Source organism: Campylobacter concisus, from assembly GCF_902460875.1.
Classification (GTDB): Bacteria; Campylobacterota; Campylobacteria; order Campylobacterales; family Campylobacteraceae; genus Campylobacter_A; species Campylobacter_A concisus_AA.
Map to the genome: position 1 here is coordinate 151,637 of NZ_CABPVR010000007.1, position 21,141 is coordinate 172,777.

Below are 21,141 nucleotides of genomic sequence, written 5' to 3' on the forward strand. Positions count from 1 at the left end.
TATTTTTACGACTTCTAATACTAGCTTTTATCAAAGCAAAAACGGCTGGTATGGCTTTATAAGCACAAATAAAATTGATAATTCTGAGGGATATAATGAGTAAAAAAGATACGAGCTTAGAAAAAATAGATCCCGTCAAGCTTTTACTTTTGTATAAGATGAGGTCTGTGAATAATTTTGTCTAGTTAGGCTTTTAAATTCTTTTATATTTGGCACGATAAAACCAAATATCATAATGAAACAAACTACGATAAAAGCAAATATAAAAAGTAAAAGCTTGACGGGATCTATTTTTTCTAAGCTCGTATCTTTTTTACTCATTATATCCCTCAGAATTATCAATTTTATTTGTGCTTATAAAGCCATACCAGCCGTTTTTGCTTTGATAAAAGCTAGTATTAGAAGTCGTAAAAATAGATCTTAAAGGTGAAGCTAGAAGCTGGTTAAATACATCTTTTGTCGGCGTTATACCACGAATGATGAGCGAGTTTTTATCCATAAAAACCTCTTCAAGCGTTATGCTGTCGGGTACTAGATCAAAAAGATTGTGCAAGCTTTGCTTGAGAATAGAATTTGAAGTGAAAATATCATTTGCAGATTCTATTTGTACGGCGAGCTTAGCTGAAATTTCATCTGTTGTGACTATTTTTTGACTAAGTTCTTTTTGCTCATTTGATAAAAAAATTATATTTTTTTCAATTGAATAGTTTTTGTAAAGTATAAAGAAATTTGTTGCCAAAAGAGCTACAAAAACAAAGCTTATAAGGCTTAGCCAAATTTTACTAAAGATAGATATAAGTGGTCTTGGTTCTGGAGCAATAAAGCTAAATCTCATAATATTATCTCTTCTTGCATGATTTCATTCATAATATGATTTGTATTCACTGGATACACCGAAGTCTCCACTAAAAGCTCGGATTGCAGATATTGTAAAAAGGTTGCACTTGTTTTTGTATTTTCAAAAACAATGATTTGCTCAATAAAATCGCCGCCGTAGAGAGGATTTTCGTAAAATTCTTTTACAGCCTTTACGATGTAATCAAACATCTTCATGTCATACCCAAAAATAGCAACTGACTTTTCTACATTTGTAGAAACTGGCATATTTAGTTCATAATTTAGATCTTCAAATTCTTTTGGTTTATCATCACTTAAAAAATCATCTAAACTTTTAAAATCATCAAGAGATGTTGCGTCATTTTCTTCTTTAATTATCAAGTTGTCAATATCTGTTATATCTTCTTCTTTTAGGCTTTCGGCTTCCTGGTTGGTTTCTTCAATGCCAGACATATTTAAAAAAGTGGATAACTTCATTTGTTTATCTTTAAAGATCGCAAGTGTAAACGAATGTGCATGGATATAAAGATAAAGTGTAGTTTTTGGAGAAATTCCGCGTTTTAAAAGCTCGTGAAAGAGTAGAGCGATAGGTGAGTAGATGAGATCTACACTATCTTGTCCAAATAAATTTTTATATTTTTTTATAGCATTTAAATTTGCATAAATACTCCAGCTATCCTGCATGATAAGGCTTGTAAGATTTTTAGTATTTATATTAAATTTTTTGTATTCATCGAAGCTAACACTAGGAAGCGCGCCTTGCGAGTCGTCGTTAAAAAAAACTGAAACATATACACCAAAATATGCTTTTTCTTGCTCTTCTATGTATTTTATGATTTTTTCATCGATACTATCGATATTTATATCTGTAAATTTAGCATTTATGGTTTTTAAAAGTTTGCCATTTCTAAAGACCTGACCGAAGAATATGCACTCATTGCCCTCCAACACGACGCTTAAAAAAAGGTTAGAAAAAAGCTTTTTGACGCTAAAAGACATAAATCTCCTAAATTTAGTGCATAATTTTCGTTATGGTAGCTAAAAAGGGATTAAATAAGTTTAAAACAGCTCGTTTTTAAGCTTAACGAAAATCTCTTTTGTATTCAAAGCTTCATTTTTTAGCTCATTATCAAGTAGGGCCGAGTTTTTAAGGTCGTCAAAATCCTCTATCATCACATCACACATCATCTTAATGCGCTCACTATCAGCCTTGCTGACGCTATTTTGGCTCATTTTTTTGATACGCTCAAGATACTCTTTGCCATTTTTTATGTATGAACTAAATTTGATAGCAGCCTTGCTTTGGTTTAGTATAGTATTTGCCATTTTGTTATAAATATCTATATCAAGTGCTTTTTGGCTTAAATTTAAGGCTTTTTCATATTCTTTGTTTTCGTATAAAAATTTTGCTTCAAGGGCGAGTTTATAGGAGTTGTCGCTATAAAAAAATAGTCCAAATAAAACAATTAGAAAGATGGCTATAAAAATAGATAGTTTATTTTTCATAAATTTCGTCCAAAATTTCTCTTATCTCGTTGCTGATTTGCGGATTTTTATGCGCATATTTTTTCCACCAAATTTTTAAATTTGATTTAAAATCATCTTTGTTTTGCTCTGCGCTCTTGCCGCCATCATTTTGTGAGGCTTGCCAAAGCTCATTTTGTATCTTTTCTTTTGCCTCTTTTTGCTCTAAATTTGCCACGCTAAATGGGGCTGAGAGGCTAAAATTTATAGTTGAAAATGGCTTAGGAAGTATCATCTTATCCCAGCTTTTAAACTCCCAAAACGAGCTTGCTTCAAAATTTAGAGCATAAATTTCACAAGATGACTTTTGTGCGATCACTACTGCTCCGTCTGCTACGCTATGTCTTGGCCCTCTTGGACCATCTGGCGTGATGATGACGTCGTGACCTTGCTTTATCTCTCTTAGAGCTTCTATAAGCGCCCTTGCGCCGCCTTTTGAGCTACTACCCCTAATGGTACCGATGCCAAAAAATTTGATTATTTTGGTGATTAGTTCGCCATCTTTGTGGTCGCTGATTATCACTTTGCCTTGTTTTCTATTTTGTCTGCTCCACCACTGCCTGTAAGCAAAGCTCATGAAGCTAAGTCTGCCGTGCCAAAAGACGACTACGCAGCTATTTTGTGGTAAGAAATTTGGAGAGTAGCTCTTTTTGCAGGTTAGGAAAATGAGCCACATTAAAATATAGATGAAAAAGACACCAATGCTTGTGGCGAGCTTTTCAAAGATATTTTTAAATTTGCAGCTCGCCATACAAAACCATTCGTTTTGGGTTTGTGATCTTGATTTTTTGTGTAGTGCCAAGAAGCTCTTCGCTTCCATCAACTTGAACTAAAAAGTTGTTAAAACTTCGCCCAGCAACTCCGCCATTTGCCCTTAACTCTTCAAAATATACATCAAAAATTTTATCTTTTTGCGCCGCCACGATCTCGTCTAAAATTTCGCTGTGGCGATTTTGCAGGCGTGTTAGCCTTTCTGAAGCGGTCTTGTCGTCTATTTGATTTGTAAAAGTAGCTGCCTTTGTAAGCGGACGAGGCGAATACTTAAAGCTAAAAATTTGCTCAAATCTAACTTGCTCAAGTACGTCCATAGTATCTTCAAATTCGCTTTCACTCTCGCCTGGAAATGCAACAATGATATCAGTTGATATGCTCACGTCCGGGCACATCTTTCTAAGTCTTAGCGCGCGATCTAAAAACCACTCTTTTGTGTATCCGCGCTTCATCTCGCACAAAACTTTGGTGTTTCCGCTTTGAAGTGGCATGTGCATAGATTTACAAATTTTTGGATTATTAGTGAAAATTTCAAGAAATTTATCATCCATATGAAGTGGGTGTGGGCTTGTAAATCTTATCCTCTCAACGTCCTCTATCTCACTTATCTTTACTAGCAGGTCGCTAAAATCGATATTTTCTTGCACGCCTGAAAATCTTTTACCGTAGTTATTGACATTTTGCCCTAGTAAAAATATCTCTTTTGCACCACTTTTTGCAGCCTTTTCTACCTCTTTTAAGATGAGGCTTGAAGGGATAGAAATTTCATCGCCTCTGGTGTGTGGGACGATGCAGTAGGTGCATTTTTTATCGCAGCCGATCGAGATGTTGATATGGCTTTTATATGGCGAGCCTCTAAATTCGCCAAATGCGTATTCGCTCTCGTCGTGATTGATGTCGGTTGAGATAAATTTAGGCGTATTTACCGCCTTTGTGATCTTGCTAACATTTCTTGCGCCAAGGACAAAATCAACATAAGGCGCGCGCTTGAAAATTTCACTACCCAAATGGCTAGCAGTGCAGCCGCAAACGCCTATCTTTGCACCTCTTTTTTTGGCTTTTTCAAAGGCTCCAACCTCGCTAAAGAGCTTATGGACTGGCTTTTCACGAACCGAGCAAGTATTTATAAGGATTAAATCAGCTTCTTCTATATTTTGTGTTAGGGAGTAGTCTTCTTTTTGTGAGAGCTCAGCTATGATATGCTCGCTGTCACGAACATTCATAGCACAGCCTAAAGTTTGGATAAAGAGTTTTTTACTCATTAAAGTATATGCACTTCATACATGTAGTCGCTATCATCAAGTCCGTATTTTACGGTTCTGTGATAGACGCTTAGCCCTTTTTCTTCAAAATGCTCGACTAAGGCGATTAGTTGTTTGTGTGTGTTTTCTTTATCAAAATAGAAAATTTTCTGACCCTCTTTTTCGACAGCTGCCTCTATTTTTTCTAGTGAAATCGTTTTTGGTTTTGCGTCTAATTCAGCTCTTGCAAGTTTTAGCTCCATTTTTAATCCTTTCAAAATCTTAAATTTTAATCGGTCAATATATCCAAAACATCATAAAAAAAGGATTAAATAAAAGTTAATAATAAGCTTAAAGTTATTAAAAGTATGGCTTATGTATAATTTCAAAACTTCACGAAAAATCCCCGAAATTTATCGTTACAATGGAGAAAAAATGGAAAGAATTTCAGATATCATTGAGTCAATTGCAAATGAGAAAAATTTAGAGATAGAAGATGTAAAAGAGCGCGTTATAAGAGCTTTGATAAACACTGCAAAAAGAGTTTATGGCGAAAATTATGAGTATGACGTGAGTATCGATGCAAATAAAAATTTAAAGCTTTATCAAAAAATCTCAATCGTAGCAAACGACGATGAGAGGCTTGAAGAGGATAATGAGCACTTCTTAAGCTTAAAAGAGGCTAAAAAGATAGATAGTGGCGTAGAGATCGGAGATGAGCTCACATATGAGCTAAGCCTTGATAACCTTGGCAGAACCGCAGCTCAAACGCTTCATAAGGAGCTTGAGTATCACATCCAGCGCCTAGTTGAAGAGAAAATTTTACAAAAATATAATGAAATGAGCGGTCACATGGTCTTTGGACCAGTTGTTAGAGTCGATAACGATGAAAACACTTTTATCGAGATAGATGAGCTTCGTGCTATATTGCCACGTAAAAACCGCATAAAAGGCGAGAAATTTAAAGTTGGCGACGTTGTAAAGGCGGTCATTAGAAAAGTTTTTACAGATAAAAATTTAGGCATAAAGGTCGAGCTTTCAAGGACTTCGCCAAAATTTCTTGAGGCGTTGCTAACTTCAGAGGTACCTGAGATAAAAGATGGCGGCATTATCATTCAAGGAAGTGCGAGAATTCCTGGTGAAAGAGCTAAAGTAGCGCTCATCTCAACTACTCCAAACATCGATCCAGTTGGTGCAACGGTCGGCACAAAGGGTGTTAGGATAAATGCTGTAAGCAAAGAGCTTCATGGTGAGAGCATCGACGCGATCGAATACACCACTGAACCAGCGATTTTGGTAGCTCGCGCTATGGCACCTGCGATCATTACATCTGTAAAGATCGAGGAAAACAAGGCGATCGTGACACTTGCGAGCGAGCAAAAGAGCAAGGCGATTGGCAAAAACGGCATAAATATCCGCCTAGCAAGTATGCTAACTGGCTATGAGATCGAGCTAAATGAGCTTGGCTCAAAAACTAGTAGTAATGCAGAAAACAATGAGCCAATCAAAGACTTAAAAGCACTTTTTGGTGATAACTAATGAAATTTCAAATAAGAAAAGCGACTATTGACGATATAGACGTGATATGCGAGCTTGTAAGAGAGCTTGCTAGCTATGAGAATTTAAGCGATAAAATCACTTTTACAAATGAAATTTTTGCAGACTCTATCTTTAATAAAAACTACGCAAAGGCCCTTGTCTGCGAGAGTGAAGGTATGATAATTGGCTATGCTATCTATTTTTATACATTTTCTACATTTTTGGGGCTTGGTGGGATCTATCTTGAGGATATTTACGTCAAAAAAGAGTTTAGAAATCAAGGTATCGGCAAGGCATTTTTTAAATTTTTAGCTCAAATTTGCAAGGATGAAAATTTAAAAAGGCTTGAGTGGTGCTGCCTAAACTGGAATGAGCCAAGTATTAAATTTTATGAAAGTATGGGTGCTACAAATCAATCTCTTGAATGGAGAAACTATCGCTTGGACGGCAAAAATTTAGAAAAACTTTTAAATTTATAGTTCTTTTTAAATAACAAGCTCAAATTTGCTTTTAAATTTGAGCTTGTGAGTGATTAAAATTTATATGTATATCCCAAATAAATACCTACATTTGTCTCTTTTGTTTTTGCATTGTCATATTTTGCTATAGAGCTATATTTTGTTCTATCTGCTTTTAGACCAAACTCAACTGCATTGTTTTCATTAATAGAGTATTCAACACCAATTCTTGCACCTAGTATCCAACCATTTGTATTAGCTTTTTCCGAGCCATCATGAGTGTCAAATACATCCATTTTAAGCTTTGAGTAGCCAGTGTAGCCACCAAGAACTAGTTTTATGTCCTTTGTCAATTCTGGTGTATAGTCTGCGCCCACTATAAATTTATGTGTACTCTATTTTATTACTGTACCGTCTTCATCACCAAGTGACTTCTTTGCTTGAAAGTCATAAATGTAAGCGCCATAAACTCTAAAACTATCAAAATCATAGCCAGCTTTTAGTCCGATACCTGGTTGAGCTTTTTTGACTTTCGTTGTGTCATTATCGCTTTTTGCTGTTAATTTTGAATTAAAAGAGTAATCTCCTTCGATTCCAATAAATGCTTCTTGTGCTAAAGCAGTGGCACTAGCCAGGCTTAACCCTAAAACAACTTTTAAAACTACATTTTTCATTTTTGCTCCTTATTTAAAAAATATTTGACTGGTATTCTAAATTTTATTGGATTAAATAAGGTTTAAATATTCAATTAAATATATAAAAAACATAAAATAATTCAATTGTTTTCTTATCAGAATAAAATTTATAAAATCACTCGAAAAAAGGAGTATAAAGTGGCTAAGATGACAAAACGTGATATGGCTTATCATTTAGACGTTGATGTCGCGACGCTTTACAACTGGCGAAAACACAAGCCCAATCTTTATCGTATTGTGATGCTTGGATTTAAATTTGATGAGCTTATAGAGCAGAGCAAAAAGACTTGTAATGAGCTTTGCGAATATGAAAATTTGATCAATCAAGACATAGAAAAATTTAGTAAATAATCGTTTAAAAATCGTAAATTCTTTTATAATTGCAAGAGCTAGAAAATTTAAAATTTCTAAGATATTTTTAGCTGGATATTTTAAGTGAAGAAATTTGAGCTCAAAGCAAGCACTTCAAGCTCAGTTAAATTTACTCGTTTAGGATAGAGAGAAGCTCTTTGTTGTCTTTTGTTTTTAGCATTTTTGCGTATAAGAATTTAAGCGCTTCGACATCGTCCATTGTCGCGATCGCAGAGCGGATAGCCCAAATTTTTTGAAGCTCATCAGGCTTTTGAAGTAGCTCTTCTTTTCTGGTGCCTGATTTTAGTACGTTGATAGCTGGGTAAATTCTGCGGTCTGAGATGTTGCGGTCAAGCACGATTTCACTGTTTCCAGTGCCTTTAAACTCTTCAAATATAACTTCATCCATGCGTGAGCCAGTGTCGATAAGTGCTGTTGCGATGATGGTTAGTGAGCCGCCGTGCTCGATGTTTCTAGCTGCGCCAAAGAAGCGTTTTGGCTTGTGAAGTGCGTTTGCATCCACGCCGCCTGTTAGCACCTTGCCGCTTGGTGGGGTCACTGTGTTGTAGGCACGCGCTAGACGGGTTATGCTATCAAGCAAGATGATGACGTCTTTGCCCATCTCAACTAGACGTTTTGCCTTTTCGATGACTAGCTCTGCTACGCGGACGTGATTAAGTGCTGGCAGGTCAAATGTCGAGCTAAATACCTCACCTTTTACGCAGCGCTGCATGTCTGTAACTTCTTCTGGTCTCTCATCAACTAAAAGCACCATGAGCTGGGCTTCTGGGTGATTTTTAGCGATGCCGTGAGCTAGCTCTTTCATAAGCTCAGTTTTACCGCTTCTTGGAGGTGCGACGATTAGACCACGCTGACCCTTGCCAATAGGCGTGAAAAGATCAAGCACACGGCCAGTTAGCTTCATCGGATCGTACTCTAAATTTAGCTTTTCAGTTGGAAAAAGTGGAGTTAGGTTGTCAAAGAGTGGCCTCTCTTTTGCGTCTGCTAGAGGCATATAATTTACCGCTTCGATCTTTAAAAGAGCGTAGTATTTTTCTTGATCTTTTGGCTCTCTTACTTGGCCGGTGATGATGTCGCCCACGCGAAGTGCAAATTTACGGATCTGAGAGTTTGAGACGTAGGCGTCGTTTGAGCTGTCGCTTAAATTTGCATCAACAGCCCTTAAAAAGCCGTAGCCTTCGTTTGTGATCTCTAAAATTCCAGTAAAAAGTATAAATCCGCCTTGTTTTGTCTGGGTTTTTAGTATCTCAAATATCAAATCTTGCCTACGAAATTCGCGTGGATTTTCGACGCCAACGCCATTTGCGATCTGCACTAGCTCATCTAAGCTAAGCATTCTTAGTTCTTCGATCTTGTGTCCGTCTACTGGTATGTGTGTTCTTGATACTTGATGTTTTTTTGTAGTTTTTGTGTTTTGAGCAGCACTTTGCTCGGTTTGGTTATTTTCCATATTTCCTCTTTAAATGCGGGGATAATTTTGCAGAATTTCTAAGTTTCAAAAAGAAGTTTTTGAAAGTTTTGGCATTTTATAAAAATAAAACTTTGTTGTCAAGAAATGGCACAAAATAAAATTTTTGCTCAAAAATGGTTGATTTGCTATAATCTCGTCATTTTATAACGGTAACAAAAGAAGAAATTTGTGCCTATTTTTGCAGTTTGCCTACCATAAATTTATATGGTGTGTAATAGGCATGTGATGCAATAATATTGGTAAAAATTTTAGATAAAAGAAAGTAAAAATGCCACAAAGTAGATGTGCTCATTGTAGATTAAAATTTGATGAAAGCGTGATGATCTCAAATGAAAGTGGACTTAAATTTTGCTGTGTTGGTTGCAAAGGCGTTTATGAAATTTTAAATGAAAATGGGCTTAGCGAGTTTTATGAACGTCTTGGTAAAAATACGCTAAATCCTGCAAGTGGCAGATCAAATATCAAAAATTTAGCGGCAAATTTTAGCGAGCTTGTGACAAAAGAGGGCGAGTTTAGTCAAATTTCATTTTTAATCGATGGTATCACTTGCTCAGCTTGCATCTGGCTACTTGAAAAGGCACTTTTTAGCTTGTCTGGAGTCTTGGAGGTAAATATCAACTCGCTTAATCAAAAAGCGGTCATTGTTTTTGATGAGCAGGAGCTTTTGGTAGAGCAAATAATTGAAAAAATTTATGCCGTTGGCTACGTCCCAAAGCCATATGCTACGAGTCAAAAAGAGGACGAGCTAGCTAAGAAAAGAAGAAATTTTTACACAAAAGCGCTAGTTGGTATCTTTGCTACGATGAATATTATGTGGCTAGCTATTGCTCAGTATAGTGGGTATTTTAGTGGCATAAGAGGCGATATAAAAGATATTTTAAGCTTTGCGCAGTTTGTATTAGCAACGCCTGTACTTTTTTATACTGGTAGCGAGTTTTTCAAAGGGGCAAAGATAGCCATAAAAAACGCTTCGCCAAATATGGATTTGCTCGTTATCACCGGAGCTAGCATTACTTATATTTACTCGATTTATGCGATGTTTACGAGGAGTGGTGAGAGCTATTTTGACTCGGTTGCGATGATCATCACCTTTGTTTTTATCGGTAAATTTTTAGAAATTTTGGGCAAGAAAAAGGCACTTGAGACTTCAAATTTCTTAAATGATATGCTGCTTGCAAAGGTGTGCGTTTTAGAAGATGGTAAGGATATTTTAAAAGAGCCAAGAGATGTAAATTTGGGCGAAAAGATCGTGCTTAGATCAGGCGAGAGGGCATTGCTTGATGGAGTAGTGCTTAGTGGCGAGGCAAGTGTGGATAGCTCAAGTCTAACTGGAGAGAGCCTGCCTGTGATCTTGGGAGTGGGACAAGAGGTAAAAAGTGGCGTCATTTGCCAAAATGGACAAATCATCTATGAAGCAAAGGAAATTTTTAAAAATTCTTATCTAAATCAGCTTATAAATTTGCTCCAAAATGCAGAGCTAAAAAAGCCAAATATCGAGCTAGTAGTCAATAAAATCGCTTCTAAATTTTCTCTTAGCGTGCTGACGTTAGCATTTTTTACATTTTGGTTTTGGTGCTTTAAATTTGGCTTTTCAGAAGCCATTGTCACGGCTGTTAGCGTCATCGTGATCGCTTGCCCTTGTGCACTTGCACTTGCCACACCAGTTAGTAGTGTTTGTGCCCTTGGTGTGGCCTTTAAAAATAGAGTGCTTTTTAAGGAGGCTAAATTTTTTGAAAGTCTTGCAAAGTGCGATATAGCGGTATTTGATAAGACTGGCACACTCACAAAAGCAGAATTTGAGGTTAGTGATTTTTTTATAAAAGAAAGCATAAGTTTAGATGAAATTTATTCGCTAGCTCTTATATCAAATCATCAAATAAGCGTGGCAGTGGCTAAATTTCTAAAGCAAAAAGGCGCAAGAAAATTAGAGCTTAAAAATACAAATTTAAGCGTGGCAAAGGGTGTTGAGGCTGAAATTTCGGGTAAAAAATTTTATGCAGGAAGCAAGCGATTTTTAGTTGAAAATGGTATTAGCTTTGATGAAGCTGAAGAAAATGTGAGCTTTTTTGTGGGGCTTAATGGTGAGTTAGTGGCGAAATTTTACCTAAGAGATAGTGTAAAGCCTGAAGCAAAGACCTTGATATACGAGCTAAAGAGTGCTGGCATGAAAGTGTGTATCTTAAGTGGCGACGTGCAAAAAGTGGTAAAAAATGTGGCAGATGAGCTTGGCGTGAGTGAGTTTAGAGCAGAGATGTTGCCTGAAACGAAAGCTAAATTTATAAGCGAACTAAAAGAGCAGGGCAAAAAGGTTCTAATGGCAGGAGATGGCATAAATGACGCAGCAGCGCTTAGCCTTGCTCATGTTGCCATTTGTATGGGAAGCGGGGCGGCAATAAGCTTAGAAAGAAGCGATGTAGTGCTACTTGATGATAGTTTAAAAAGTCTAGCGAAGGCCATAAAAATCTCGAAATTTACTTACAAAACGATAAAGCAAAATTTGCTCTTTTGCCTTCTTTATAATGTTCTTGCTCTGCCATTTGCCGTATGTGGCTACGTCATTCCGCTATTTGCTGCGCTTTTTATGTCGCTTAGCTCGCTAAGTGTTATCTTAAACTCGCTTTATATTGTTAGAAAATTTAAGGAAAAATAATGGATAGCGCGACACTTGCGATGCTAGTTTTTATCTCAGTTTTGATGGGAGCATTTTTGCTTTTTGGCGTGCTTTGGGGGATAAAGAATAAGCAATTTGAGGACTACCGAAAATTTTTAGACGGAGCAAATTTGGACGATGAAGAGGCGCTAAATGAAGCTTATGAGCTAGAGCTTCGCAAAAAAGAAGCTCTAAAAAAAAGAGCAAAATCTAATAAAGATAAAATTTAGCTCTCAATCGTTGGTTCGCCAAAAAGTCTATTGGCCTCTTTTAGCACACCTTGTTCTCTTTGTCTTTGAAGCTCTTCTGGTGTTTTTGGCTCCTTATTGAGTATCAAAGCAAAGTTGTTTTTCTCGTTTTGCAGTTTGCCTTTTATCTCTGCTTTTGGCTCATTTTTAGTTTCAACGTTATTTGCATTTAGTCTTGAAATTTCCTCATCAAGCTCGTCTAGTTCGCTTTTTTCATTATTTTCTAAAGAGGCTTTAGGCGTCTTAGTTTGTGCTTTTTGCTCATCACTCTTTGCATTTACTATCTTCGCATTTTGTCCAAAAAGCGTACGCAATATCTCGTTTAAGATTTTCCAATTTTTCTTAAAATATTCAAGATTTTCATCTTTTGCATTTACTATCAGACCAAGCTCATTGTTATTAAAAAAGCTAAATTCTACAAATTCTTTAAAAAACTCGCCAAGATCGTAATTTCTATCATAAATTTTTGTTAAAAAGAGTTCGTATGGACCTTGCATTTTAGCAGGAGCTACTTGGCTTTTTTGAGTGATGACTTCTGCGATTTGAGTGGAATTTTCGCTATTTTTTGAGATCACTTCATTTATAGCATCATCGATATCTTGTAAATTTAGAGCTTCTATCATCATAAAAAGCATTAGCATTAGTACAAAGCCATTGTCGCTACTTACGTTTAACATACCTTTAGCTTGTGCCAAAATCCTAAAAAATCTCTCATAAACAAGTAGTGAAATTTTTGAGTCGTTTTCTATAAATTTTTGCTTTAAATTTGCCAAAATTTCATCTATTATCATCTCAGGATCATAGCTTTCAAGTTCGCTTACAAGCACTCTGATAGCATTTTTATCATGATTTAAAACATGAGTTATTATCTCTTCGATCTTTTCTGGATCAAGAAGTCCTAACATCGATGCTACGCCATTTGCCGTGACATTATTTGCCCCGTAAATGATAGCTTGATCAAGAAGTGTCAAAGTATCTCTTAGCGATCCTCCGCCACTTCTTGCTAAAATTTCAAGTGCCTCTTTTTCGTAGCTAATGCCTTCTTTACTTAAAATAAACTCAAGATGTTTAATGATGCTGTATCTGCTTATTTGCTTAAACCTAAAATGCTGCGTTCTTGAAAGCACCGTTGTTGGGAGTTTTAAAGGATCAGTCGTCGCTAGGATAAATTTTACATAGCTTGGCGGCTCTTCAAGTGTTTTTAAAAGAGCGTTAAATGCCTCTTTGGTTAGCATATGCACTTCGTCGATTATAAAAATTTTATATCTTGCCATTGCTGGAGCATATTTTGTTTGCTCTATCAGCTCTCTTATGTCATCTATCTTTCTGTGGCTAGCTGCGTCCATTTCGATGATGTCCATATGTCTTGACTCATTTGCCATGATGCATTGTGGGCATACTTCACATGGTTTTGAGGTAGGTCCTTTTTCGCATACTAAAGCTTTTGAAAATATCCTAGCACTTGAAGTTTTACCACTGCCTCTAAGCCCAGAAAATAGATATGCGTGGCTTATGCGACCCTCGTCAAGTGCGTGTATAAGACTTTTACTAACTGCTTCTTGACCGATAAGTTCATCAAAATTTTTAGGGCGATATTTTAAAGCTAGTGCTTGCAATGCGGTATCCTTTTTATAAAGTTCAAGGATTTTATAAAAAAAGGCATAAATTTATGATTATTTATATATTTAATTGGCTTTAAAATTTTTTATTTTAGTTTAATGAGGGCGGATAAATTTTTATAGATTTGCATAAAAGTTCTAGTACATTTGCAAAAAAATAAAAAATATCCCTTTTTATAATGATCCATAGCCGTATAGATTTAAAATTTATAATAAAAATACATAAAATTTTATGTTAAATATTTTGTATTTTTGTATAAATTGTGTTTGGTATAAAAAGCCTTGGCATGTGTGCCAAGGCAAAATTTTAGATTAGCAAGAGAAGCAGGTTTTAAACTCATAAGCGGTTGGACGTGCTTCGTAAGGCCAAACTTGAGTTTCAAATTTGAAGTGCTGATATGTATCTATGAAAAGATCGGTCATTATTGGCTTTAAGTATTCATTATCGCGAATCAGCGCTTCAAGGCTACCACGAAGTGTGTGTGGAAGCTGCTCTATGCCACGCTCTCTGATCTCATCTAGGTGAAGTTTAAATAAATTTTCATCCATCGGACCAACTGGCTCGTATTTGTTTTTGACGCCGTCAAGTCCTGCCATTAGCATCGCTGAGAAGGCTAGATAAGGGTTTGCTGTGCTATCTGGAAATCTCATCTCGGCTCTAACTGACTTCTCGCCAGCGCCGTAAGGTATGCGGATGCTCGCTGAGCGGTTTTGGCTAGAGTATGTTAGGATAGACGGTGCTTCAAAGCCAGGGATTAGGCGTTTATAGCTGTTTGTGCTTGGGTTAGTAAAGGCTGCAACGCTTCTTGCGTGTTTTAAAACACCACCGATATAGTATCTTGCAAAATCACTTAAATTTGCGTAGTTACCCTCTTTGTAGAATAAATTTTTACCATCTTTCCAGACTGATTGATGCACGTGCATGCCACTGCCGTTGTCGCCATAAAGTGGTTTTGGCATAAACGTAACTGTCTTGCCATTTAGGTGAGCCACCATGCGAACGACGTATTTGTAGATTTGAACATTATCGGCGGCTTCAACTAAGTTACCAAATTTTACACCGATCTCACCTTGTCCTTGAGCGACTTCGTGGTGTCCTAAAAAGACTTCAAGACCAACTTGCTCTAGAACTTGCATCATCTCGGCTCTTAGATCTACCATGCTGTCGATTGGTTGAGTCATCAAATAGCCGCCTTTTCTGCGTGGGCGATGACCTGTGTTGTAGCTGTCTTTGAAGTCTGCAGCGTCGTTCCACTCGCCTTCTTCGCTATCTACTTGATACATCGCGCAGTTTGGACTATCGATGATTTTAACGTTGTCAAATACAAAAAATTCATTCTCAGGGCCAAAGTATGCCTCGTCACCAAGACCGCTATCTTTTACGTACTGCATTGCTCTTTTGGCTATTGAGCGAGGGCATTTCTCATAAATTTGACCTTTGTAAATGTCGTAAATATCGCAAAAAACAACGACTGTAATATCAGAAGTAAATGGGTCTAAAAATGCAGTTGTGGCTTCTGGCTTCATTATCATGTCGCTCTTATCGATTGGTTGCCAGCCATGCATAGAGCTAGCATCCATCGGGATACCATTTATAAAATTTTCTTTCGTAACAGCTTTTATGTTGTAGCTAATGCTATGCCAAGCACCACCTAAATCAGTAAATCTAAAATCTACAAATTTGACTTCATTTTCTTTACAAAAATCAAAAAAATGATCTATATTTTGGACGAATTTTCCCACTTTTTTCTCCTTTTAATTTTTAAATTTTTCGTATTCTATCATAAAACCTAATATTTAAGATTAAATTTATATTTTATTTGAACCCAATCTAAAATTTTACTAATTCTCTATCTCTATTTTTAAAAATAGCACATTTTGAATAACCTAAATCTCTAGCTATTTGCTCGCAAATTTCACCATTTTTACCGATATCTTCTTTTGCGTGAGCGTCTGAGCCAAAGGTGATGGTTATATCTTTTTCAGCTATTAGTTCAAGTAAATTTACGCTTGGATATTGCTCGCCGATAGGTTTTCTAAAGCCAGCGGCATTTATCTCAACAACTAAATTTGCTTCTTTTATCGCATTTACTGCATTTTTAGCTAAAATCCTAACATCCTTTTTTGGTAAAAATTTAAAAAGCTTTAAAAGATCGATATGCCCCATAATGTCAAATTTGCCAAGCTTGGCTGATCTTTCTACATGATCAAAATACTCTTGCCAAATTTGATCCAAGTCTTTGCCCTCGTAGCCACCGATAAATTCTGGATTGTCAAATGCCCAGCCATTAAAAAAATGCACAGAGCCTATTAGATAATCAACTTTTCTAGCAAAAACTCGCTCATCCATAAATCCATCTAAAAAATCCATCTCATAGCCAAGTAAAATTTCTATCTCACTGCTAAATTCATCTCTTAAACGTAAAATTTCATCTTCATATCCTTGCATTTCATCAAAGCTCATTCTGTAAGCTTCATCGTAGTTCATCGGCGCGTGATCGCTAAAACCAAAGTATTTTGTGCCAGCTTTGATTGCGTTTTGTACATACTCTCTTGGTTCGCCAACTGCGTGTTTGCAAAGTGGCGTGTGGTTGTGAAGATCGACGGTCATTTTTAGCCTTTTAAGGTTGTTTATTTTTAAAAATGCTATCTAAAAATTTATAAATTTAAAGATAAAAGCATTGCCTTTAAACTTACTTTTTATTTAAATCCTATATAATCAAGCCAAATTTTATTAGGAGCTTTTATGACCCAAGAGGAACTTGACGCACTTATGGCAGGTGGGCTAGATGATGAGTTAGATAATGCTAAAGAAGATGCTGGCCAAGAGGTTGCGGACGTCAAAGAGGATACGGACGAGGTAACAGAAGTTGCAGAAGCAATTGATACTAAAGATGAGCTACAGTCAAAATCAGAAAGTAATTCAAAGAATGCGGAAAACTACAGAGTAAGTGCAGATGGCGTTTGGCCACCACCACCACCAACGGAAGATCACAAAATGGTTCATCAGCTTGATGATGTAACAAGAGATAGCGAAGAAAAAGCTACTCAGATGTTTGATAAGCTTGAGACGATAAATAACTTTTTTATGGACGCTGAGAGCGACTCAAATAGCCTAAAAGATGCGATAAACTCAAACATTGAACTATTTACGACGCTAAGTGAGAAATTTCCAAATATCGCTGCATTTAGTGAGGCCTTGGAGAAAAACAACTCGCTTCTTGGCACGATAGATAATATCATCGGAAATTTACAAATGGGACAAGATGAGATCATGATGGCTATGGATATGATGCAGTATCAAGACATTCATAGACAAAAGATCGAGCGTGTTATCAATGTTATGAGAGCGCTAAGTAAATATATGAATACCTTGTTTGAAGGTAAAATTGATGATGATAAGCGTGTTAGCTCTGCTGTTCACATCGCTGGTGATACAACGACTGAAAATCTTGTCAGCAACGACGATATCGAAGCCTTGATAGAAAGTTTGGGTAAAAAATAGTGCTAAAAAGGCCTGAGCTTTTATCTCCAGCTGGAAATTTAACAAAACTTAAAATCGCCCTTGAGTATGGAGCTGATGCTGTTTATGGCTCGGTGGCTAGCTTTTCACTAAGGACTAGATCAGCAAGGGAGTTTAACCTTGAAACATTCAAAGAGGCGATAGACTACACACATGCAAAGGGAAAGAAATTTTATGCGACCATAAATGCCTTCCCTTTTAACTCTCAGATCGAGCCACTAAAAAGGCACTTGCAGACTATCTCGGCGATGAAGCCAGATGCTTTTATTATCGCAACTCCAGGAGTCATGAGTCTAGCAAAAGCCATCGCTCCTGATATCGAGATACATCTCTCAACTCAGGCAAATGTCATGAACGTGCTTGATGCAAAAATTTATCACGATATGGGCGCAAAACGTATCGTCGTAGCACGCGAAATGAATTTAAAAGATGTCATAAAGATAAAAGAAGAAATTCCAACTCTTGACATTGAAATTTTTGTACATGGCTCAATGTGCTTTGCTTATTCTGGTAGGTGCTTAGTAAGCTCAGTGCAAAGCGGACGCATGTCAAATCGCGGCAGCTGTGCCAACGACTGCAGGTTTAAGTATGAACTTTACGCTAAAAACGAAGAGAGTGGCGTGCTTTTCCGCTTAGAAGAGGATGAAAATGGCACTCATATTATGAATTCAAAAGATCTTTGCCTCATATCTCACATCAAAGAGATCGTTGATAGCGGCGTTATTGATAGCCTAAAAATAGAAGGTCGCACAAAGAGCGAGTATTATGCAGCCTGCACAGCAAGAGCCTATAAAATGGCGATAGATGATGCCATGGATGATAAATTTGACGCGCAAATTTATGAAAACGAAATAAATACGCTGAAAAATCGTGGCTTTACGGATGGCTACTTGGTGCATAGGCCTTATGAGAGAATAGATACACAAAATCATGTTAGCAGCCTAGAAGAGGGCACACATCAGGTAAATGCAATAAGCAAAGATGGAGAATTTTTTAAGTGTAAATATAAAATTTTTCCAGGCAATAGCTACGAGATCGTGGCTCCTACTGGATCGGTTATAGAAGATAGTGAAAATGAAATCTCAAAGGTTTATTCACAAGAGGGCAAGAAATTTATCAAATTTAAGCAGCTCATCACCAAAAAAGGCAAGATTATGAGTGAAATTCATAGCGGCAATGAAAATGAGATAAGCCTTGGTGTTAAGCTACCAAAATTTAGCTTTTTAAGGGAGAAAATATGAAATTTATTTCTATTATAATGGGAAGTAAAAGTGACTATGAGATCGTTAGCGAGGTGGCAAAAACTCTTGAAAAATTTGGCGTAAAATATGAACTGATAATCAGCTCAGCCCACAGAAGTCCAAAAAGAACTAGTGAGTACGTCGCAAATGCTGAGAAAAAGGGTGCAAAGGTCTTTATTGCAGCTGCTGGTATGGCGGCTCACCTAGCTGGTGCGATTGCTGCAAATACAACAAAACCAGTGATCGGCATACCAATGGCAGGTTCGGCCCTTAGCGGTGTTGACGCACTTTACTCAACTGTGCAAATGCCAAGTGGCATGCCAGTGGCAACCTTAGCTATCGGAAAAGCTGGAGCGATAAATGCGGCCTATCTTGCGGTGCAAATTTTAGCCCTTGAAGATGATAGTCTAGCAAGTGCTCTAAAAGCTGACAGAGAGGCGAAGATAAAGGCTTTAGAGGAAGACTCTTCAAAGGTTGAAGTGATACTGTAAAAAGGAGAAGCGGTGCAGACCTATCTTGGAGTTGATGAATTTTGCAAACTTGTGCACTTGGAGCGTGAAGTTATCGAAGATATGATAAATCGTGGCGTTTTGAAAACCAAAGAGGAAAATGGAGAAATTTTGATAGAAGCGAGCGAAGGAACGATGAGCGTGGTGCCTAGTGTTTCGCAAAATTTATCTATGCAGCCGCAAAGCCAAGATGGTATCAGCTTTGTTGAAAAGACGATTGGAACGATATTAAATTTACACGAAAAGGTGCTTGACGCAAAGGATGAGACGCTTGAAACCCTAAGAAATGAGAATAAATTTTTAAAAGAGGCGCTTATTTCTATGCAAGAGCTCTATGACGAAGATAGAAAAACGGTCGAAACGCTTACAAAACAGCTTAAAATTTCACAAGATGAAGTTGAATTTCTAAAACGAAAATACAAGCTCATGTGGAACCAAGCGGTTGAAAATTTTAACGGACAGAAGTAGTTTATGAAGATTATAAATTTAGAGGAAAGCTTTGAAATTTACGGAGTAAAAACTCGCACTAAAAATGAAGATGAGATAGGTGGCAAGGGTAAAATTCCAGCTCTATGGTCTAAATTTATGAGTGAGCACTATGATGGCAAGAGTGAAATTTATAGCGTTTACTGCAACTATGAAAGCGATCTTAACGGACATTACGATAACTTCATCGGCACAAGATCAAGCCACAAAAGTGATGAAAATTTAGAGATAAAAAGTGGCAAATACGCCGTTTTTAGTTTTGCAAGAGAGCCACAAAACGTAGCAAAATTTTGGGATGAAATTTGGAGATATTTTGAAAGTAGTGAGCTAAAAAGAGCCTATGAAACGGACTTTGAGCTTTACAGCAGCTACGAGATAAAAATGTATATTTCTATTTTAGGTTAGAAAAAATGAATAAAAAAAACAATAGTTCAATCTTAAGTTTTATCGAAAATTTTGGTAACAAATTACCGAATCCAACTATGCTTTTTATATATCTTTCGATTATTACGATAATAATATCGTTTGTATTAGAAAAGATGGGCGTTGGCGTAAGCTATCAGGCTATCAAAGACGGACAAATATCACAGCTTAATGCAAATGTTATAAATTTGCTTTCTGCTGATAGTCTTAGATCTTTTGTTTCGTCTGTGCTTAAAAATTTTACTAATTTTTATCCTTTAGGAGTAGTCTTTGCGATTATCCTAGGCATTGGTATTGCAGACAAGTCTGGATTTTTGTCAGCACTTATGACAAAGATTGCCTTAAAATCTTCCAAAATATGGGTAACTCCAATCGTTATTTTCCTTGGTGTAATGTCAAATGTTGCTTCCTCGGTTGGCTATGTTGTGCTAATCCCGCTTGGAGCTATTTTATTTGCTGGATTTGGTCGCCATCCAATTGCTGGATTAGCTGCTGCTTTTGCTGGTGTTAGCGGCGGCTGGTCGGCAAATTTATTAATCGGTACAAATGACCCGATGTTTGCGGCATTTTCTATGCAAGCAGCTAGCGTACTAAATCCGGATTATGTGGTATTAGCAACTGCAAATTGGTACTTTATGATCGCTTCGACATTTTTGATCGTATTTGTTGGCTGGTTTGTAACGGATAAAATTGTAGAGCCTAGGCTTGGCAAATTTGATTTTTTAGGTGATTTTAGTCTAAAAGAGCATAGCGAGATAAGTGCAGAGCAAAAACGTGGCTTAAAATTTTCACTAATAGCGTTGATTGTTTTTGTGATTTTATTGCTTGTGACTATTTTGCCTTCAGGCTCTTTATTCGGAGCAAAAGGCAATGAAAGCTTTATGAAGTCTACTTTTATGCATTCTATTGTTGTTTTTATGATGTTACTTTTTATAGTGGTAGGTGTAGCTTACGGTGTAGGTGCTAGGACTATAAAAAGTAGTAATGACGCCATAAAATTTATGGAACAATCTATTTCTGAGCTATCAGGATTTTTGGTTTTGATATTTTTTGCAGCTCAGTTTACATATCTTTTTAATACCTCAAATATTGGGCTAGTGCTTTCTATAAAAGGTTCTATTTTTCTAAAAGAGATTGGATTAACTGGACTTAGCCTTATTATAGTTTTTATTTTCTTGATCGCTTTTATAAATTTATTTATAGCTGTTGATTCTGCAAAGTGGGCGATGATGGCTCCAATTTTTGTACCAATGTTTATGAATCTTGGACTCTCGCCAGAGCTTACACAGGCTGCTTTTAGAATAGGCGACTCTACTACAAATATAATAACGCCTTTGATGCCGTTTTTTGTTTTGATAGTAGCTTTTATGCAAAAATACAATAAAGAGTTAAAAATCGGATCAGTAGTTTCTATTATGCTTCCTTATACGGTTGCATTTTTAATTTCTTGGACAGCACTAATGTCATTTTGGTACATTTTTGATCTACCGCTAGGACCTGGTGCAGTTATACACTATGTAAAGTAAAATTTTAA

The 21,141-nt window shown here is 36.7% G+C and carries 24 protein-coding genes; 11 read left to right on the plus strand and 13 right to left on the minus strand.

Annotation, left to right across the window (positions count from 1 at the left end; all coding sequences use genetic code 11):
• Positions 1-135 precede the first annotated feature (135 nt).
• Genes F3H01_RS04615 through F3H01_RS04645 form a run of 7 tightly spaced genes read right to left on the minus strand, consistent with a single transcriptional unit; the run spans position 136 to position 4,636 of the window.
• Positions 136-321 carry a hypothetical protein gene (locus F3H01_RS04615; RefSeq protein ID WP_223155360.1) on the minus strand — a complete coding sequence of 62 codons (186 nt, stop codon included), beginning with the start codon at positions 319-321 and terminating at the stop codon, positions 136-138.
• On the minus strand, positions 314-835 hold the full coding sequence (locus tag F3H01_RS04620) for a PilN family protein (RefSeq protein WP_103642909.1): 522 nt from the start codon (positions 833-835) through the stop codon (positions 314-316). Before F3H01_RS04620 ends, F3H01_RS04615 begins: the two co-directional genes overlap by 8 nt.
• Positions 832-1,836 (minus strand): DUF8341 domain-containing protein, encoded by a 1,005-nt coding sequence (locus F3H01_RS04625; RefSeq protein WP_149725003.1) that lies wholly within the window; start codon positions 1,834-1,836, stop codon positions 832-834. The genes F3H01_RS04620 and F3H01_RS04625 overlap by 4 nt, the downstream gene beginning before the upstream one ends.
• A 60-nt stretch (positions 1,837-1,896) precedes the next feature.
• Positions 1,897-2,343: a hypothetical protein gene (locus tag F3H01_RS04630; protein ID WP_149725004.1), complete on the minus strand. Its 447-nt coding sequence runs from the start codon at positions 2,341-2,343 to the stop codon at positions 1,897-1,899.
• Complete coding sequence (locus F3H01_RS04635) at positions 2,333-3,112, minus strand: lysophospholipid acyltransferase family protein (protein WP_149725005.1); 780 nt, start codon at positions 3,110-3,112, stop codon at positions 2,333-2,335. The genes F3H01_RS04630 and F3H01_RS04635 overlap by 11 nt, the downstream gene beginning before the upstream one ends.
• Positions 3,093-4,394, minus strand: coding sequence for a tRNA (N6-isopentenyl adenosine(37)-C2)-methylthiotransferase MiaB (miaB, locus tag F3H01_RS04640; RefSeq protein ID WP_149725006.1), 1,302 nt, complete (start codon positions 4,392-4,394; stop codon positions 3,093-3,095). Before miaB ends, F3H01_RS04635 begins: the two co-directional genes overlap by 20 nt.
• Positions 4,394-4,636: an HP0268 family nuclease gene (locus F3H01_RS04645; protein WP_002941786.1), complete on the minus strand. Its 243-nt coding sequence runs from the start codon at positions 4,634-4,636 to the stop codon at positions 4,394-4,396. The genes miaB and F3H01_RS04645 overlap by 1 nt, the downstream gene beginning before the upstream one ends.
• Positions 4,637-4,808: 172 nt before the next feature.
• Here F3H01_RS04645 and nusA point away from each other — a divergent pair, with 172 nt between their 5' ends.
• A complete protein-coding gene (nusA, locus tag F3H01_RS04650) occupies positions 4,809-5,912 on the plus strand; it encodes a transcription termination factor NusA (protein WP_021090810.1) in 1,104 nt (367 codons plus the stop codon).
• Positions 5,912-6,391 (plus strand): GNAT family N-acetyltransferase, encoded by a 480-nt coding sequence (locus F3H01_RS04655; protein WP_149725007.1) that lies wholly within the window; start codon positions 5,912-5,914, stop codon positions 6,389-6,391. The genes nusA and F3H01_RS04655 overlap by 1 nt, the downstream gene beginning before the upstream one ends.
• Before the next feature lie 53 nt (positions 6,392-6,444).
• Here the strand turns inward: F3H01_RS04655 and F3H01_RS09425 are convergent, their stop codons facing one another.
• Together F3H01_RS09425 and F3H01_RS09430 are read right to left on the minus strand one after the other, a co-directional pair.
• A complete protein-coding gene (locus tag F3H01_RS09425) occupies positions 6,445-6,723 on the minus strand; it encodes an outer membrane beta-barrel protein (RefSeq protein ID WP_316349222.1) in 279 nt (92 codons plus the stop codon).
• Positions 6,724-6,765: 42 nt separating this feature from the next.
• Entirely contained in the window at positions 6,766-7,044 is a 279-nt protein-coding gene (locus F3H01_RS09430) for a hypothetical protein (RefSeq protein WP_223155364.1), read from the minus strand.
• A gap of 159 nt (positions 7,045-7,203) precedes the next feature.
• On the opposite strand from F3H01_RS09430, the gene F3H01_RS04665 reads away from it, so the two are divergent.
• Positions 7,204-7,416 carry a transcriptional regulator gene (locus F3H01_RS04665; RefSeq protein ID WP_002941953.1) on the plus strand — a complete coding sequence of 71 codons (213 nt, stop codon included), beginning with the start codon at positions 7,204-7,206 and terminating at the stop codon, positions 7,414-7,416.
• A 130-nt stretch (positions 7,417-7,546) separates the two neighbouring features.
• Here F3H01_RS04665 and rho read toward each other — a convergent pair whose 3' ends face one another.
• Complete coding sequence (gene rho / locus F3H01_RS04670) at positions 7,547-8,887, minus strand: transcription termination factor Rho (RefSeq protein ID WP_149725008.1); 1,341 nt, start codon at positions 8,885-8,887, stop codon at positions 7,547-7,549.
• 289 nt (positions 8,888-9,176) lie between these two features.
• Here rho and F3H01_RS04675 point away from each other — a divergent pair, with 289 nt between their 5' ends.
• Together F3H01_RS04675 and ccoS are read left to right on the plus strand one after the other, a co-directional pair.
• Positions 9,177-11,558: a heavy metal translocating P-type ATPase gene (locus F3H01_RS04675; protein ID WP_149725009.1), complete on the plus strand. Its 2,382-nt coding sequence runs from the start codon at positions 9,177-9,179 to the stop codon at positions 11,556-11,558.
• Positions 11,558-11,788 carry a cbb3-type cytochrome oxidase assembly protein CcoS gene (gene ccoS / locus F3H01_RS04680; protein ID WP_054196567.1) on the plus strand — a complete coding sequence of 77 codons (231 nt, stop codon included), beginning with the start codon at positions 11,558-11,560 and terminating at the stop codon, positions 11,786-11,788. The genes F3H01_RS04675 and ccoS overlap by 1 nt, the downstream gene beginning before the upstream one ends.
• On the opposite strand, the gene F3H01_RS04685 is transcribed toward ccoS, so the two are convergent.
• The 3 genes from F3H01_RS04685 to F3H01_RS04695 form a co-directional block, all read right to left on the minus strand.
• Positions 11,785-13,422: a DNA polymerase III subunit gamma/tau gene (locus tag F3H01_RS04685; protein ID WP_149725010.1), complete on the minus strand. Its 1,638-nt coding sequence runs from the start codon at positions 13,420-13,422 to the stop codon at positions 11,785-11,787. The two genes, ccoS and F3H01_RS04685, sit on opposite strands and share 4 nt — an antisense overlap.
• 315 nt (positions 13,423-13,737) lie before the next feature.
• Positions 13,738-15,168 (minus strand): type I glutamate--ammonia ligase, encoded by a 1,431-nt coding sequence (gene glnA / locus F3H01_RS04690; RefSeq protein WP_149725011.1) that lies wholly within the window; start codon positions 15,166-15,168, stop codon positions 13,738-13,740.
• 88 nt (positions 15,169-15,256) lie between these two features.
• A complete protein-coding gene (locus F3H01_RS04695; RefSeq protein WP_149725012.1) occupies positions 15,257-16,036 on the minus strand; it encodes a histidinol-phosphatase in 780 nt (259 codons plus the stop codon).
• A gap of 135 nt (positions 16,037-16,171) precedes the next feature.
• Between F3H01_RS04695 and F3H01_RS04700 the strand changes: the two genes are divergently transcribed.
• From F3H01_RS04700 to F3H01_RS04725, 6 genes are read left to right on the plus strand one after another with little or no spacing between them, the layout of a single operon-like run.
• Positions 16,172-16,930: a chemotaxis protein gene (locus F3H01_RS04700; RefSeq protein WP_149725013.1), complete on the plus strand. Its 759-nt coding sequence runs from the start codon at positions 16,172-16,174 to the stop codon at positions 16,928-16,930.
• Entirely contained in the window at positions 16,930-18,189 is a 1,260-nt protein-coding gene (locus F3H01_RS04705; RefSeq protein WP_149725014.1) for a peptidase U32 family protein, read from the plus strand. The genes F3H01_RS04700 and F3H01_RS04705 overlap by 1 nt, the downstream gene beginning before the upstream one ends.
• Positions 18,186-18,680, plus strand: a complete 495-nt coding sequence (gene purE / locus F3H01_RS04710; RefSeq protein WP_072594174.1) for a 5-(carboxyamino)imidazole ribonucleotide mutase — start codon at positions 18,186-18,188, stop codon at positions 18,678-18,680. Before F3H01_RS04705 ends, purE begins: the two co-directional genes overlap by 4 nt.
• A 12-nt stretch (positions 18,681-18,692) precedes the next feature.
• Positions 18,693-19,166: a DUF3972 domain-containing protein gene (locus tag F3H01_RS04715; RefSeq protein WP_072594175.1), complete on the plus strand. Its 474-nt coding sequence runs from the start codon at positions 18,693-18,695 to the stop codon at positions 19,164-19,166.
• Between the two features lie 3 nt (positions 19,167-19,169).
• Positions 19,170-19,589 carry a GyrI-like domain-containing protein gene (locus tag F3H01_RS04720; RefSeq protein ID WP_149725015.1) on the plus strand — a complete coding sequence of 140 codons (420 nt, stop codon included), beginning with the start codon at positions 19,170-19,172 and terminating at the stop codon, positions 19,587-19,589.
• 5 nt (positions 19,590-19,594) lie between these two features.
• Positions 19,595-21,133, plus strand: a complete 1,539-nt coding sequence (locus F3H01_RS04725) for an AbgT family transporter (RefSeq protein WP_149725016.1) — start codon at positions 19,595-19,597, stop codon at positions 21,131-21,133.
• Positions 21,134-21,141 lie beyond the last annotated feature (8 nt).

Excerpts from the sequence above, each read along its gene's own strand:
- F3H01_RS04615 (WP_223155360.1), bottom strand. The coding sequence starts at position 321 with ATGAGTAAAAAAGATACGAGCTTAGAAAAAATAGATCCCGTCAAGCTT.
- F3H01_RS04620 (WP_103642909.1), bottom strand. The coding sequence starts at position 835 with ATGAGATTTAGCTTTATTGCTCCAGAACCAAGACCACTTATATCTATC.
- F3H01_RS04625 (WP_149725003.1), bottom strand. The coding sequence starts at position 1,836 with ATGTCTTTTAGCGTCAAAAAGCTTTTTTCTAACCTTTTTTTAAGCGTC.
- F3H01_RS04630 (WP_149725004.1), bottom strand. The coding sequence starts at position 2,343 with ATGAAAAATAAACTATCTATTTTTATAGCCATCTTTCTAATTGTTTTA.
- F3H01_RS04635 (WP_149725005.1), bottom strand. The coding sequence starts at position 3,112 with ATGGCGAGCTGCAAATTTAAAAATATCTTTGAAAAGCTCGCCACAAGC.
- miaB (WP_149725006.1), bottom strand. The coding sequence starts at position 4,394 with ATGAGTAAAAAACTCTTTATCCAAACTTTAGGCTGTGCTATGAATGTT.
- F3H01_RS04645 (WP_002941786.1), bottom strand. The coding sequence starts at position 4,636 with ATGGAGCTAAAACTTGCAAGAGCTGAATTAGACGCAAAACCAAAAACG.
- nusA (WP_021090810.1), top strand. The coding sequence starts at position 4,809 with ATGGAAAGAATTTCAGATATCATTGAGTCAATTGCAAATGAGAAAAAT.
- F3H01_RS04655 (WP_149725007.1), top strand. The coding sequence starts at position 5,912 with ATGAAATTTCAAATAAGAAAAGCGACTATTGACGATATAGACGTGATA.
- F3H01_RS09430 (WP_223155364.1), bottom strand. The coding sequence starts at position 7,044 with ATGAAAAATGTAGTTTTAAAAGTTGTTTTAGGGTTAAGCCTGGCTAGT.
- rho (WP_149725008.1), bottom strand. The coding sequence starts at position 8,887 with ATGGAAAATAACCAAACCGAGCAAAGTGCTGCTCAAAACACAAAAACT.
- F3H01_RS04675 (WP_149725009.1), top strand. The coding sequence starts at position 9,177 with ATGCCACAAAGTAGATGTGCTCATTGTAGATTAAAATTTGATGAAAGC.
- ccoS (WP_054196567.1), top strand. The coding sequence starts at position 11,558 with ATGGATAGCGCGACACTTGCGATGCTAGTTTTTATCTCAGTTTTGATG.
- F3H01_RS04695 (WP_149725012.1), bottom strand. The coding sequence starts at position 16,036 with ATGACCGTCGATCTTCACAACCACACGCCACTTTGCAAACACGCAGTT.
- F3H01_RS04700 (WP_149725013.1), top strand. The coding sequence starts at position 16,172 with ATGACCCAAGAGGAACTTGACGCACTTATGGCAGGTGGGCTAGATGAT.
- purE (WP_072594174.1), top strand. The coding sequence starts at position 18,186 with ATGAAATTTATTTCTATTATAATGGGAAGTAAAAGTGACTATGAGATC.
- F3H01_RS04720 (WP_149725015.1), top strand. The coding sequence starts at position 19,170 with ATGAAGATTATAAATTTAGAGGAAAGCTTTGAAATTTACGGAGTAAAA.
- F3H01_RS04725 (WP_149725016.1), top strand. The coding sequence starts at position 19,595 with ATGAATAAAAAAAACAATAGTTCAATCTTAAGTTTTATCGAAAATTTT.